The sequence below is a fragment of the Yoonia rosea genome (assembly GCF_900156505.1).
In the GTDB taxonomy this organism is placed as follows: domain Bacteria; phylum Pseudomonadota; class Alphaproteobacteria; order Rhodobacterales; family Rhodobacteraceae; genus Yoonia; species Yoonia rosea.
This window is the reverse complement of sequence record NZ_FTPR01000001.1, coordinates 1362545-1375761: the sequence shown is the minus strand read 5'-3', so window position 1 is coordinate 1375761 and position 13217 is coordinate 1362545. Positions and strand designations below refer to the sequence as shown.

Below are 13217 nucleotides of genomic sequence, written 5' to 3'. Positions count from 1 at the left end.
ACACAATGCCGCGTGAAACGCTGGTGATGATCCCACCGATGCTATCTGACGCGCGCGTTTTCGCGCCGCAACTGCAGGTGATGTCGCAGGCGCATGCCGTCATGATCGCGCCCCCCACCTGTGGGGAACGGATCGAGGAGATCGCAAGCCAGATCCTCAGCTGGTCGCCGCCAAAATTCGCGCTTTGTGGCATGGGTCTTGGCGGGATGGTTGCGATGGAGGTGATCCGCCGCGCCCCTGAACGTGTCACGCGGATTGCTTTGATCAGCACAAGCCCGCAAGCCGACACACCCGAGGCCGCTGCTGCGCGCGAACCGCATATCATTGCCGCCCGTGCGGGCCGATGGAAAGATGTCTTGCAGCACGAGATCAACTCGACATGGATGGCCCCATCTACGGATAAGGTCGAACTTGTGCGTGAGCTGACGGCGATGGGCGACGCGCTGGGCCCTGAAATTTATGTCAAACAGGCGCGCGCCTTGCAGCGCCGGAAGGACCAGCAGGGCACGCTGCGCCAGATCCTGCAACCAACGGCGGTGATTTGTGGACGCCATGACGGGCAGTATCAGCTCAAGCGCCATGAATTTCTGGCTGAACTGATCCCCTACGCCCAGTTGGAGATCATCGAAGGCGCAGGCTATCTGCCCACGCTCGAAGCACCCGATGCCACAACCGACGCGTTACAGCGCTGGATGAAACAGCCCATGATGCTGCGACCGGCCGCGCCGGACAGCCGATTTACTTGATCGCAACGACGTTGCCGGATTTGCCCTTTGGGCCGTCGGCGTTGGCATCAATGAAATCCAGCACCAGTGGCCGGATATTGTTGCGCCAGCTACCCCCGGCAAAGATGCCGTAATGGCCCGCGCCAGGTTCAAGGTGCGCGGCCTTCTTGCTATCGGGCAGGCCGGTGAGCAGATCGAGTGCCGCCAGACACTGGCCAGGGGCCGAGATATCGTCGTCTTCGCCTTCAACGATCTTGACCGCGACGGTCGTGATTTTGCTGAAGTCGACCTTGTGACCGGCAACCATAAACGCATTGCGCGCAATTTCGCGGCCTTTGAAGATGCGCTCGACAGTCGAAAGATAGAACTCGGCAGTCATATCCATCACAGCAAGGTATTCGTCGTAGAATTCATTATGCCGATCGTGGTCCGACGCTTCGCCTTTCGCGACACGGATAATTTCATCTCGGAAGGCGTTGGCGTGGGTCTCGCCGTTCATTGAAATGAACGATGCCAACTGCAACAATCCGGGATACACCATCCGGCCAACGCCCGAATATTTGAAACCGACGCGCTGGATCATGGTCTCTTCCAGCTGCCCCATGGTGACAGAGCGTCCGAAATCGGTGACTTCGGTGGGGTTTGCATCTGGATCGACAGGGCCACCGATCAGAGTGAGCGAGCGCGGCTGTGCATCCGGGTCAAGCTCGGCCAGATAAGCCGTGGCCGCGAGTGCAAGCGGCACAGGCTGACAAATTGCCAGCACATGGGTGTCCGGGCCCATCTCGCGCATGAAATCCATCAGATAGAGGGTGTAATCCTCGATATCGAACTTGCCTTCGCTGACAGGGATGTCGCGGGCATTGTGCCAGTCGGTGATATAGACATCGCAATCGGGCAGCAGGCTGATGACGGTTTTGCGCAGCAGCGTGGCATAGTGCCCCGACATAGGTGCCACCAACAGGACTTTGCGGGCACGGTCAGGGCGGGTGCCGACACGGAAACGGATCAGATCACCAAAGGCGCGTTCCACAACCACTTCGGTTGTCACCACCATATCGGTGCCATCGAGATTTGTTTGCACTGGAATATTCCAGTCAGGCTTAGCGACCATACGCGCGAATGTGCGCTCGGTGACCTCGCCCCAGGCCTTGAGCCAGTCCATCGCAGGGTTCGCGCCCCATGACATTGCAGGATAGGATGCAAAAGCGCGCGCTGTTGATCCAAGCCACTGATTGGTGTTGCGCATGCTTTCCATCAGGTCGTAGGTCATCATATACTTCATTTATTCGAACTCCGATGGTAGGCGCAGCCCATGCTGCACCTGCAGCATATGCACAAGGACGTTAAAATGACAACAAACGATTTGGATACGCAAGAGGCTGTTGGCGACAATGTTGCAAAACTCGAGGCCAATCTTGCCCGGGTTGAGGAGCTTACCCAGCGTTTGTTAAAGGTCATGGCGCAAGGCCGCGCTGTCGCGCCTGCGTTGCAAGGGCCCAGTCAGGAGCTCTATGTCAAGGCAGCGACAGCTTATATGGCTGAAATGATGCATAATCCCGCCAAGCTGATCGAGCATCAGCTCGAATTCTGGGGGAAATCCGTCAAGCATTATGTCGAGGCGCAGCACCTTCTGGCGCAGGGCAAGCTCGCGCCGCCCACGGATGAAACACCCAAAGACCGCCGGTTTTCGCATGAGCTCTGGGACACCAATCCCTATTTCAACTTCATCAAGCAACAGTACCTGATGAACGCTTCTGCGGTGCAGCAGGCGGTTGATGATATCGACACGCTTGATTCTGAGGAAAAGAAGCGGCTGCGCTATTTCAGTCAGCAATTGGTCGATATGATCAGCCCGACCAATTTTTTGCCCACCAACCCCGAGGCGCTGGCGCTGGCGGCTGAAACCGAGGGCGAGAGCCTTGTTGCGGGGCTGGAAAACCTGATCGCTGATCTTGAGGCCAATGACGGTGACCTTGTGGTCACTCTGGCCGATAAGAAGGCCTTCAAGCTGGGTGAGAACCTCGCGACAACACCGGGTGCGGTGGTCTATCGCAACCATATGTTCGAACTGATCCAGTACACGCCGACGACGGAAAAGGTATACGAAACCCCGCTGATCATCTTCCCGCCGTGGATTAACAAATTCTACATTCTTGATCTCAAACCGCAAAACAGCCTGATCAAATGGGCGGTTGAGCAGGGTTATACCGTCTTTGTTGTTTCTTGGGTTAATCCGGATGCGGGATACCGCGACACATCAATGACCGATTATGTCGAGCAGGGGTATCTGACCGCGATCAAAGAGGTCAAAGACATCTGCGGTGTCAAAAAGGTGAATGCGGTAGGCTACTGCATCGCGGGCACCACGCTGTCGCTTACGCTGGCCCTGATGAAAAAGCGCAAGGACACATCGGTGAATGCCGCGACATTCTTTACCACGCTCACCGATTTCTCGGATCGGGGTGAGGTCGGGGTATTTCTTGATGATGATTTTGTCGACGGGATCGAAAATGAAGTGCGCGAAAACGGGATATTGGACTCGTTCTTCATGTCGCGGACCTTTTCTTACCTGCGCTCAAATGACCTGATCTATGGACCTGCCATCAAAAGCTACATGATGGGCAAAGCGCCGCCGGCCTTTGATCTGCTTTATTGGAACGGGGATGGCACCAATCTTCCGGCCAGTATGGCAGTCGAGTATTTGCGCGGGCTGTGCCAGAACGACAAATTCGCGACGACAGGTTTCGAGATCGCGGGCGAGACAGTGCATCTCAAAGATGTTTCTGTCCCCTTATGCGCCATCGCCTGCGAGACGGACCACATCGCCGCATGGAAAAGCAGCTATACCGGCGTGACGCAGATGGGATCAAAAGATAAGACATTCATCCTGTCTGAGAGCGGGCATATCGCGGGGATCATCAATCCGCCCAGCAAGAACAAATACGGCCATTACACCAATCCCGAGCTTGGGCTGACGGCGGATGACTGGCTTGCAAGTGCCGAGAAGCATGAAGGGTCCTGGTGGCCGCGCTGGGATGTGTGGTTGTCAAAAAAATCAGGCAAAAAAGTCACTGCCAGAAGCGTTGGAGACGACGATCACCCGGTGTTAGCGCCCGCGCCAGGAACCTACGTGGTTAATAAGTAGTTCAAATTTCTCGAAAATATGCAGCTGCAGAAAAAATATGCTGCAGTGCAGAGAAAATACTTGAAATGCTGCACTGCAGCATGCATATTGGTGTCATCGAATTAGCGCGGAATAAACCGCACCGACAAACCGAAAGGCGACGACAATGGCTGCTAAAGCACAAGACTTCACAGCGATCTTCAAAGACATGACAGGCGCATTTCCTGTCGACACAAAAGCAATGGAAGAGCAGTTCAAGAACCAGACTGCCCTGGCCGAAAAAATGTCCGCTGTTGCAATTGACGCTGCTGGCAAATCTGCCGAGCTGTCTGCAAAATGGACAAAAGACACACTGGCAAAAATCGAAGCCATGTCCAAAGCAAAGGCCGAGCCTGCTGACTATGCAAAAGCAATGACAGACTTCGCATCTGCTTCTGCTGAATCTGCCGCCGAGCACATGTCTGCTTTCGCTGAAATCGCGAAAAAAGTTCAGACACAGACAATGGAACTGGTTCTTGCCGCTGGCAAAGACATGTCCGAAGAGATGACTGCTGCTGCGAAGAAAGCAACAGACGAAGTGACAGCTGCTGCCAAGAAGGCAACTGCTGCTGCGAAGTAAGCGAATGTAAAATCACCCTTGCCTCCCTGAGGGTTAGATTTTCAAAGAACGGTCCGCACAGGCGGGCCGTTTTTTGTTTTGCGCTATTTGCTTTCTTTTTGCGCAGACGCGGCATAGGCTTCTCTGCACCGCAACATCTTTGGGGAGGATCGTTTCTTGGCCGATACCAACAAGCCGCTGCTGATCAAGCGCTATGCAAGCCGCCGTCTCTACAACACCGAGACCAGCGACTATGTGACCCTCGAAGACATCGCCGCCTTTATCCGTGAGGGGCGCGAGGTCCAGATCGTTGATCTGAAATCAGGCGATGACCTGACACGTCAATATCTGTTGCAAATTATCGCAGAGCACGAAAGCCGTGGCGAAAGTGTGTTGCCTGTTGATGTGCTGACCGATCTGGTGCGCAGCTACACAAGCCAGGCCGCATCCGTTGTGCCGCAGTTCCTGCAAGCCAGCTTTGATATGCTGCGCGAAGGCCAGACCAAGGCGATGGAGAATATCGGCAAAGCCAATCCCATCGCAAGCATGCCGGGCTTTGAGGCGATGCGTGCCCAGCAGGAAGCCTTTTTCAAGGCTATGACTGGCGGTATGATCCCCGGCGCGGGCAAGCGGGAAGACACAGAAAGCAAAGATGGCGACGATCTGGGCGAGATTAAAGATCAGCTTGCCGCATTGCAGGAAAAGCTTTCGAAGCTGGGCAAATAGCCCGACTTGAGCGAGCGCGGCTGTTGTGGCCGCTCTCTATCTTCACCACGTATTTGTACCGGTGCATCCCTCCGCGCAAGCGATGCAGGTCTTGCAGGGCCGAGTCGTCAATACAACCTAGGGTCAGATCCCCAAACGGTCACGCATGGAATACCATGTCATGGCCAGTGCCAGAAGGGGTGCGCGGAATGCGGTGCCGCCCGGGAACGGCGGCACGTTGATATCCGCCAGCGTGTCAAACCGGCCCGCTTGGCCTGCGACGGCTTCGGCCATGACCTTGCCTGCAAGCCCCGACAGCGCCACGCCGTGGCCCGAATAGCCGCCCGCAGATAGGATATTCGGTGCGACGCGGATTACCGCAGGCATACGCGGGATCGTGACGCCCAAAGTGCCACCCCATGCATAATCGACCTTCACGCCGCTAAGTTGCGGGAAGATGTTGGCAATACGTTTTTGCATGAGTGAGGCGATGCCTTCGGGAAAGCCCAGAGAATAGCTTGGACGCCCGCCGAAAAGTAGTCGTCCGTCTTCGGACAGGCGGAAATAATTCACCACGAATTGGCTGTCATTGACAGCCATATCCTGACCCATGATCTCTGCCGCACGGTCGCCCAGCGGTTCGGTGGCACTGATAAAGCTGTTCAAAGGCATCACCCGCGCGGCCACCTTGCGTTCCAGATTGGGCAGATAGCCATTGCCCGCAAGGATCACATGGCGGGCTTTGATGCGGGCTTTGTTCGTGGCGATTATCGCTGGGTCGCCCTTGGTGATCTGATGCACCTCGGAGCGTTCGTAAATCCGCGCTCCCGCCGCCTCGGCCAACCGTGCCAAGCCCAGAGCATAGCGCAGCGGGTGGATATGGCCTGCGCCCATATCGAGCAAACCGCTATGATAGCGCGGGGATTTCACCAGTGCGCGCATTTCATCGGTGTCGCACATGCGCGCGTCCGTATAGCCGTATTCACGCGCCAACAGGTCCACTTCAGCCGCGTCATGTGCTGCCTCTTTGGCGGTCACCGTGCCGTGGACCAACCCTGCTGTGTAACGCGCCTCGGGGATTTGGGCGCAGAGGTCGCGCAGGTCAGCCTTGGCCTCTTCTGCCAACTGCCAGAGCGCCTTAGCATGGTCGCGCCCCACATATTTGATCAGCGTGGACTGGTCTTTGTCATAGCCGCTGCACACCTGTCCGCCATTGCGCCCCGAGGCGCCAAAGCCCACGCGGTGCGCGTCAAGCACGATGACATCCAGCCCTTTCGAGGCCAGATGGCGGGCTGCGGACAAACCGGTATAGCCCGCGCCGACAATACAGACGTCGGTTGTGACCTCGCCCTTCAGGGGGGGGCGTTCGGGCGGGATATCGGTTGATGCGACATACCAGCTATCGGGCAATTCGCCGGGGCGGTCGTTGCGATAGAGCGGGTTCATAGGGCTTTAGGCCACCGTGCGCTCTTTGAAGAACTTGGCGATCTGTGCCGCGATCCGTGCATTGTCGATGGGCTTTTCCAAATTTGCCTGCGTTTCCGCCAGTTGCGTATCAGGCACAACGCCCGGTCCACGGTGCTGGGCCAGACCTGCGATGAAATCCGTACCAAACTCTGGGTGCGGCTGTGTCGTGAACGCGCGCTTGCCATAAACGAGGGCTGCCGCGGCACAAAAATCGTTGCTGGCAATCACCTGCGCATCTTGTGGCACGGCGACAACCTGATCCTGATGCCACGCGTTGAGTGCAACCGTCTCGCCGTTCCAATCATATGTCTGGTGCCCAACGGCCCAGCCACCGGTGAATTTCTCTACCTTCCCACCCAGCGCCTGTGCGATGATCTGATGGCCAAAGCATATCCCTACCAAGGGAATATCGGCGGCATAGATATCGCGGATAAAGGCCTCAAGTGGAGGAATGAAGGGGTGATCCTCATAGGCGCCATGTTTGGAGCCTGTGATCAGCCAGCCATCGCAATCGGTGATGCTGGCGGGAAATTCCATATCCACAACGTTGTAGGTCGTGAACTCAAAGCCGTTTCCATCCAGCAGTCGCTGGAACAGCCGGTCATAATCGCCGCTCGTTGGCAGTAGCTCATCCGGCGCATGGCCTGTCTGCAAAATACCGATCTTCATGGGTGAACCTCTAACCTTCAGGTGGGGATAAGATTAGACAAGATCAAGATAATGGTCGAGCTGTTCTTCGGGCGACATTTCCGCAAAATACTGCATTTCCTGTCGCTTGGTACGAACCAGATTATCCACCAGCTGTGGATCAAAGATGCGCCGCGCAAGCGTGCTTTGTTCAAACCGGTCAATCGCTTCTGCCCAGGTGCTGGGCACCTGCGGCAGCTTCTGGTCATAGGCGTTGCCTGTGATCGGGGCAGGGGGTGTCATGCCGTCCTCGATGCCCACCAGCGCAGACCCCAGCACGGCAGCGAGGAACAGGTAGGGGTTCACGTCACCACCCGCGAGACGATGTTCGATCCGCCGCGCGCCATAGCTCCCGCCCGGCACGCGTACAGTGGCGGTGCGGTTGTCATAGGCCCAGCAAATGCTGGTCGGTGCATGTGCGCCCGGCACCAGCCGTTCATAGCTGTTGCCATGGGGCGCAAAGATCAGTGTCAGATCAGGGATGCCTGCCAGACAGCCGGCGATCGCGTTTTGCAAAAAGGGCGTGCCTTCAAACGTATCGTTGGCAAAGATGTTCTTGCCATCCTTGTCCTGCACCGAAAAATGCGTGTGTAGCCCGTTGCCCGCGTAGTCTTCATATGGCTTGGCCATGAAACTGGCCGCCATCCCGTGATTGCGGGCAAGGCCGCGCACAAGCATCTTGAAAAGCCACGCATCGTCCGCAGCTTTCAGCGCATCGGGGACATGTTCAAGGTTCACCTCGAACTGGCCGATCCCGCCTTCGGAAATTGCGGCCTCGGCGGGGATATTCATCGCACCGCAGGCGTCATATAGCTGGTTGAAGAACTCATCGAACGCGTCAAGCGCGCGAAGGGACAGGATCTCGGCACCTGCACGGCGTTTGCCAGAGCGCGGCGATTTGGGCTGCTGGATTTCCTTGCCGCTGTCGTCGACCAGATAGAACTCCATCTCGGTTGCAGCGACCGGTGTCAGACCGTGTTCAGTGTAGCGGTTCAACACACGGGCCAGCGCATGGCGCGGATCGCCAGAGAAAGGCGTACCATCATCATGAAACGCCCAGAGCGGCAAAATGGCCGTTGGCGCGCGCAGCCAAGGCATTGGCACATAGCCCCGTTCGGTCGGCAGCAGCAGACCGTCGGCATCGCCGGTTTCAAACACCAACGGGCTGTCGTCGATGTCCTCGCCCCAGATATCAAGGTTCAGGACCGACAGCGGAAAGCGCGTGCCTTCTTTTTCGAGCTTCTGGGCAAACTTGCGCGGCATGCGTTTGCCACGTGGCTGGCCGTTGAGATCGGCGGCGCCACAGCGCAGGTTGCGGATTTCGGGGTGATCATCAAGCCAACTCATCGGATAATCTGTGGCCTCACTTTGATTTTCCTGCGCGCATCCTGCGGTAGATGCCGGTTCAGGCGGCTATTCACCAAGCCGAAAAGCCCGATGACGATCAGCGTCAGGATGATGAAATATCCTGCGAGGATCGGATAGGGGACGAACGGGTTGAATGTCTTGTCGGCAAAGTAGTTGGCATAATAAAGCGCGTCGCCCCGTTGTTGCGTTGCCGGAAAGCCCGAGAAGAACACAAGCGTCGTGGCGTGGAACAGGAAAATCGCCTCGTTGGTATAGGCAGGCCATGCGAGCCGCAGCATGGTGGGCCAGATGACGCGGCGAAAGCGCGTCCAACCTGATAGTCCGTAGGCGTCTGCCGCCTCGATATCGCCTTTGGGGATGGATTGCAGCGCACCATAGAAAATCTCGCCCGAATAGGCGGCGGTATTCAGGAACAGGACCACCAGCGCACCGGCCCAGGCCGAGGTAAGCGGGTCGAAAAACGGGCTCACATTCTTGAGGCTGAGAAATACGAAATAGGCAAAGAAGAACTGGATAAACAGCGGTGAGCCGCGGAAAATGAAAATGAACCATTCAGCAGGCTTGCGAAACAGCGGGTTTTGCGCGGCTTTGCCCATCGCTACGGCTGTGGCCAGAAAGAAGCCAAAGCAGAGCGCCACGACCCCGAAGTAGATGTTCCAGATCATGCCCGACCCGATCAGCGTGAATTGCTGGCAGAGTGTAAAGTCACTGCGCGGCAAGAGGCGCTCACCTATGCCTTGGCTGCGCAGCGCATAATCGGCGATCGTTTCCCAACAGCTCATTATGCGGCCGCCTTGCGTTGCCGTTCACCGGCAGTAGTGGCTTGGCCGTGGGTGAGTTTGGCCATGATCCGGTCCAGCACGACTTCGGAGACTTTCGTAAAACATAGATAGAAAACCAGCAGCGCCCCGAAATACCACATCCGCCAGTCAGGGTGCGGATAGTCGGTGAATTGCGGCTGCTTTGCACCGCCCAGCTCACGGGCCCAGTAAACGATATCCTCAACGCCCAGCAGAAACAGCAGTGGCGTGGCCTTGATCAGGACCATCCACAGGTTTGACAGACCGGGCAGGGCATAGACCCACATTTGCGGGACCAGCACGCGCCAGAAGGTCTGGCGACGGTTCATGCCGTAGGCTTCGGCGGTTTCCAACTGACCCTTTGGCACGGCACGCATTGCGCCAAACAGCACATTCGCGGCAAAGGCCCCAAAGACGATGGCAAAGGTCAGCACGGCCAACATGAAGCCATAGGTTTCATGCACCCATTGTGGTGCGTTGCCCAAAGGCAGCTTGGCAGCGGTGCAAACAACGAAATCGTTGCCTTGGCGCACCGGCTCGGTCCAGTCGGGGCATTTGATGCGGTGACGGATATACTCGAACGCCTGATCAAGTGCGATCACGAAGAAAAGAAAAAACGCGATGTCGGGAATCCCGCGGACAACGGCGATATAGGTTTTGCCGACCCAGCGCAGCGGGGCTACAGTACTGCGCGCCGCTGACGCGCCCGCAAAACCAAAAGCAAGCGCTGTGGGGGCCGTGATCGCAAGCAGCAACAGCACCGTGCCAAAGGCGTAGTACATGGACATGTGCTTTCCTGTCGTCAGGTAGCAGCTAAGCCATTGGAAGCCTTCAAGGGTGGCCGGATCCGTACAGTAACTGAACATCAATCGTCTTATTGCGTTGGGTTGTTAATCCGTCCAACAATTGCCGCGTTAAGTCAACGCGCAGCGGGTATTTACGCGGCGCAATGCAGGTTTGCGACAGCAGGAGATGCTAAAAATGGAACAGTCTGTCGTTATTGTGGGCGCCGGTATCATCGGGGCGGCGACGGCGCTGCAACTTGCGCGCAGGGGGTCACGCGTTACGGTTGTCTCCAGCGGCGCACCGGACGCGACAAATGCCGCATTTGGCTGGATCAACGCGAGCTTTTATCTGAACGACGACCATCATCATCTTCGCGCGGCAGGTATTCAGGCATGGCACCGCGTCATGCAAGACGTCGCGGCCCCCGTCGTCTGGCAGGGATGTCTTTGCTGGGACATGTCCGAGGCCGCGATGGGAAAGACATACGCGCAGTTGCGCGGATTTGAGTACCCTGTGGAATTCTTAAGCGGGCCGGCGGTGTCCGCGCGCGAACCGGCACTGAAAGCCGTCCCCAAACAGGCGCTTTTCTTCCCCAGCGAGGGGGCGGCCTCTTCGGGTGATCTGGCAAGGGCATTTCTGGCTGCAGCGCAGGATGCGGGCGCACGGGTGGTCAGCAATGTGGCGGTCACAGGGATCGCGCTGCGCAACGGGCGTGGGGTCGGGGTTGCGACAGCGCAGGGCGTGATCGCAGCCGATCAGGTGATCATCGCTGCCGGGACCGGCACGGCCGCGCTGGCGCAGAGCATTGATTGCACGATCCCGCTCGTGCCGCGCCCCGCCTATATCCTGCGCACTAACCGGCAAGAGAAGCTTTTGCAGCATATTCTGGCAACACCCGATGGCGAGATCAGGCAGGAACCCTCGGGGCAAATCTTGATGCCTGTTTCGGTCGGACACCAAGGCGATGATAAAGAGGATTTGTCGCAGATGCCGGATGATGCCGCCGATGCTGCGATGGGGCGGCTCTGCGGTCTCTGCGATGGATTGGCTGATGCACGCTGGGCCGAGGTTATCCGCGCAGAGCGCCCTGTGCCGCAGGATGGCTTGCCCGTCGTGGGATCAGTGGCCGAGGGGGTTTATGTCGCTGTGCTGCATTCCGGCATCACGCTTGGGCCGATTATCGCAGAGCTGATTGCAGGGGATATTGCGGGTCGTCTGGATAATGCGGATGCGGCGATGATCGCGCCTTACCGTCCGCAACGGTTTGCCAAAGGCTGAACGAAAAAGGGCCGCCAAACTGGCGACCCTTTGCGGTGTATTGTCAGGCAGCTTAGAACTGCTCGCCCACACCCCATTCCGCGATCAATGCGTTCAACGTGCCGTCTGCTTTCATAGACGCAATCGCTGCGTTGAATTTGTCGCGCAGCTCACCATCGCTTTCGCGCAGGCCAAGACCTACACCGCCACCGATCAGCTCTTCTTGCTCCAGAAGCATCACTTCGGCATCGGATTCTGCGATTGGCGCAAGGAAGGCTTTGTCCGCAAGAACGGCGTCAGCTTCACCACTTTTCACGGCTGCAACAGTTTCGTCAGGTGTTGCGAATTCCAGCAAAGTCGCACCTGTGCCAGCAACGAAAGCCGCCTGAATTGTGCCTGTCTGTGCAGCGATCACCGCATTCGCCAGATCGACATCTTCGGACGTCACCAGATAAGCGGATGGATCAGGCTGTGTGTAGTTGTCAGAAAAGTCGATGACTTCGTCACGCTCGTCTGTGATCGACATGCCTGCGATAATCACATCATAGTTGCCGGAGACAAGGTTCGGGATAATGCTGTCCCACTCGTTTGTGACCCACTCACAGGTCAGTTCGGCGCGTGCGCAAAGCTCATCGCCCAAAGCGCGCTCGAACCCGTCAACTTCGCCGTCATCGTTCAGGAAGTTGTACGGAGGGTAGGCGCCCTCGGTGCCAAGACGCACAACGGAATGCGCGTCGGCAAGGGCCATGGAACCAGCAACGGCGAGTGCAGCCGTCGTAAGGATAAGGTTTTTCATCAATGATCTCCCGGGTTGATGAGGTTAAGAAACCGTGGCTGACAGGAAGCCCTGAAGCCGTTCGGTCTTTGGGTTGCCGAAAAGCGCGGCAGGTGCGCCTTGCTCTTCGATTTTGCCTTGGTGCAGGAACACGACGTGATCGCTGACATCAGCGGCCAGTCGCATGTCATGGGTGACGATGATCATGGTGCGCCCTTCGGCGGCCAGATCCTTGATCACTTTCACGACTTCCTGTTCAAGTTCGGGGTCCAACGCGCTTGTCGGCTCATCAAAGAGCAGCGCCTTGGGTTCCATGCAGAGGGCGCGCGCAATCGCGGCCCGTTGTTGTTGTCCGCCCGAAAGCATGGCGGGGTAGGCATCGCATTTGTCGCCGATACCGACCTTGTCGAGATATTTACGCGCGGCGGCTTCGACCTCGGCCTTGTCGCGCTTGAGCACGGTCAGGGGGGCTTCCATCACGTTTTGCAGGATCGTCATATGTGCCCAGAGATTGAACTGCTGGAAGACCATCGACAGGTTCGTGCGGATGCGGATCATTTGCGCGTGATCGCCTGGATGGCGGCGTGCGCCGCTCCCTTTCCAGATGACAGGTTCGCCGCAGAAGAGAACATCGCCTTGCTGGCTGTCTTCCAGCAAGTTGGCACAGCGCAGAAGTGTGGATTTGCCAGACCCCGACGACCCGATCAGGGACACGACATGCCCCGCAGGGGCCGTGATATCGACACCTTTCAAAACCTCCAGATCGCCATAGGCTTTGTGCAGGTTGCGAATTTCGATGACTGGGGCAGACGTGTTCACGGGGCTGGGCAGCTTTCCAATATTGTGGCACCGAGTTGTGCCCATTTCGGGGGCATTTGCAACTCTTTGACGCGCGCTGACCCTACGTCAGCGCAATAAGGGC

General features: G+C 57.4%; 13 protein-coding genes. 5 read left to right on the top strand and 8 right to left on the bottom strand.

What is annotated here, in order from left to right; genetic code table 11:
• Positions 1-5 precede the first annotated feature (5 nt).
• Positions 6-746, top strand: a complete 741-nt coding sequence (locus tag B0B09_RS06730) for an alpha/beta fold hydrolase (RefSeq protein ID WP_076658935.1) — start codon at positions 6-8, stop codon at positions 744-746.
• Here B0B09_RS06730 and phaZ read toward each other — a convergent pair.
• Complete coding sequence (gene phaZ / locus B0B09_RS06725; RefSeq protein WP_076658934.1) at positions 739-2010, bottom strand: polyhydroxyalkanoate depolymerase; 1272 nt, start codon at positions 2008-2010, stop codon at positions 739-741. The genes B0B09_RS06730 and phaZ overlap by 8 nt on opposite strands.
• Positions 2011-2076: 66 nt before the next feature.
• Between phaZ and B0B09_RS06720 the strand changes: the two genes are divergently transcribed.
• The 3 genes from B0B09_RS06720 (at position 2077) to phaR (ending at position 5176) form a co-directional block, all read left to right on the top strand.
• A complete protein-coding gene (locus B0B09_RS06720; RefSeq protein ID WP_076658933.1) occupies positions 2077-3873 on the top strand; it encodes a PHA/PHB synthase family protein in 1797 nt (598 codons plus the stop codon).
• A gap of 145 nt (positions 3874-4018) precedes the next feature.
• Positions 4019-4471: a phasin family protein gene (locus tag B0B09_RS06715; RefSeq protein WP_055296594.1), complete on the top strand. Its 453-nt coding sequence runs from the start codon at positions 4019-4021 to the stop codon at positions 4469-4471.
• A 156-nt stretch (positions 4472-4627) separates the two neighbouring features.
• The gene (phaR, locus tag B0B09_RS06710; protein WP_076658932.1) at positions 4628-5176 is read left to right on the top strand and encodes a polyhydroxyalkanoate synthesis repressor PhaR; all 549 of its coding nucleotides are present in this window, start codon (positions 4628-4630) and stop codon (positions 5174-5176) included.
• A 123-nt stretch (positions 5177-5299) separates the two neighbouring features.
• Here the strand turns inward: phaR and B0B09_RS06705 are convergent, their stop codons facing one another.
• Genes B0B09_RS06705 through B0B09_RS06685 form a run of 5 tightly spaced genes read right to left on the bottom strand, consistent with a single transcriptional unit; the run spans position 5300 to position 10343 of the window.
• Positions 5300-6601, bottom strand: a complete 1302-nt coding sequence (locus B0B09_RS06705) for an NAD(P)/FAD-dependent oxidoreductase (RefSeq protein ID WP_076658931.1) — start codon at positions 6599-6601, stop codon at positions 5300-5302.
• A 6-nt stretch (positions 6602-6607) separates the two neighbouring features.
• Positions 6608-7291 (bottom strand): type 1 glutamine amidotransferase, encoded by a 684-nt coding sequence (locus tag B0B09_RS06700; protein WP_076658930.1) that lies wholly within the window; start codon positions 7289-7291, stop codon positions 6608-6610.
• Between the two features lie 33 nt (positions 7292-7324).
• Entirely contained in the window at positions 7325-8656 is a 1332-nt protein-coding gene (locus B0B09_RS06695; RefSeq protein ID WP_076658929.1) for a glutamine synthetase family protein, read from the bottom strand.
• A complete protein-coding gene (locus tag B0B09_RS06690; protein ID WP_055296603.1) occupies positions 8653-9459 on the bottom strand; it encodes an ABC transporter permease in 807 nt (268 codons plus the stop codon). Before B0B09_RS06690 ends, B0B09_RS06695 begins: the two co-directional genes overlap by 4 nt.
• Positions 9459-10343, bottom strand: a complete 885-nt coding sequence (locus tag B0B09_RS06685; RefSeq protein WP_076658928.1) for an ABC transporter permease — start codon at positions 10341-10343, stop codon at positions 9459-9461. The genes B0B09_RS06690 and B0B09_RS06685 overlap by 1 nt, the downstream gene beginning before the upstream one ends.
• A gap of 115 nt (positions 10344-10458) precedes the next feature.
• On the opposite strand from B0B09_RS06685, the gene B0B09_RS06680 reads away from it, so the two are divergent.
• Positions 10459-11541: an NAD(P)/FAD-dependent oxidoreductase gene (locus tag B0B09_RS06680; protein ID WP_076658927.1), complete on the top strand. Its 1083-nt coding sequence runs from the start codon at positions 10459-10461 to the stop codon at positions 11539-11541.
• Positions 11542-11593: 52 nt separating this feature from the next.
• Here B0B09_RS06680 and B0B09_RS06675 read toward each other — a convergent pair whose 3' ends face one another.
• Together B0B09_RS06675 and B0B09_RS06670 are read right to left on the bottom strand one after the other, a co-directional pair.
• Positions 11594-12316, bottom strand: a complete 723-nt coding sequence (locus B0B09_RS06675; RefSeq protein ID WP_076658926.1) for a transporter substrate-binding domain-containing protein — start codon at positions 12314-12316, stop codon at positions 11594-11596.
• Positions 12317-12340: 24 nt separating this feature from the next.
• Positions 12341-13114 (bottom strand): ABC transporter ATP-binding protein, encoded by a 774-nt coding sequence (locus B0B09_RS06670; protein ID WP_110549921.1) that lies wholly within the window; start codon positions 13112-13114, stop codon positions 12341-12343.
• Positions 13115-13217: the final 103 nt, after the last annotated feature.

Bases quoted from the DNA above. Each gene is read 5' to 3' on its own strand.
- B0B09_RS06715 (WP_055296594.1), top strand. From the start codon at position 4,019: ATGGCTGCTAAAGCACAAGACTTCACAGCGATCTTCAAAGACATGACA.
- B0B09_RS06675 (WP_076658926.1), bottom strand. From the start codon at position 12,316: ATGAAAAACCTTATCCTTACGACGGCTGCACTCGCCGTTGCTGGTTCC.
- B0B09_RS06730 (WP_076658935.1), top strand. From the start codon at position 6: ATGCCGCGTGAAACGCTGGTGATGATCCCACCGATGCTATCTGACGCG.
- B0B09_RS06705 (WP_076658931.1), bottom strand. From the start codon at position 6,601: ATGAACCCGCTCTATCGCAACGACCGCCCCGGCGAATTGCCCGATAGC.
- B0B09_RS06690 (WP_055296603.1), bottom strand. From the start codon at position 9,459: ATGAGCTGTTGGGAAACGATCGCCGATTATGCGCTGCGCAGCCAAGGC.
- B0B09_RS06695 (WP_076658929.1), bottom strand. From the start codon at position 8,656: ATGAGTTGGCTTGATGATCACCCCGAAATCCGCAACCTGCGCTGTGGC.
- phaZ (WP_076658934.1), bottom strand. From the start codon at position 2,010: ATGAAGTATATGATGACCTACGACCTGATGGAAAGCATGCGCAACACC.
- B0B09_RS06680 (WP_076658927.1), top strand. From the start codon at position 10,459: ATGGAACAGTCTGTCGTTATTGTGGGCGCCGGTATCATCGGGGCGGCG.
- B0B09_RS06700 (WP_076658930.1), bottom strand. From the start codon at position 7,291: ATGAAGATCGGTATTTTGCAGACAGGCCATGCGCCGGATGAGCTACTG.
- B0B09_RS06720 (WP_076658933.1), top strand. From the start codon at position 2,077: ATGACAACAAACGATTTGGATACGCAAGAGGCTGTTGGCGACAATGTT.
- B0B09_RS06685 (WP_076658928.1), bottom strand. From the start codon at position 10,343: ATGTTCAGTTACTGTACGGATCCGGCCACCCTTGAAGGCTTCCAATGG.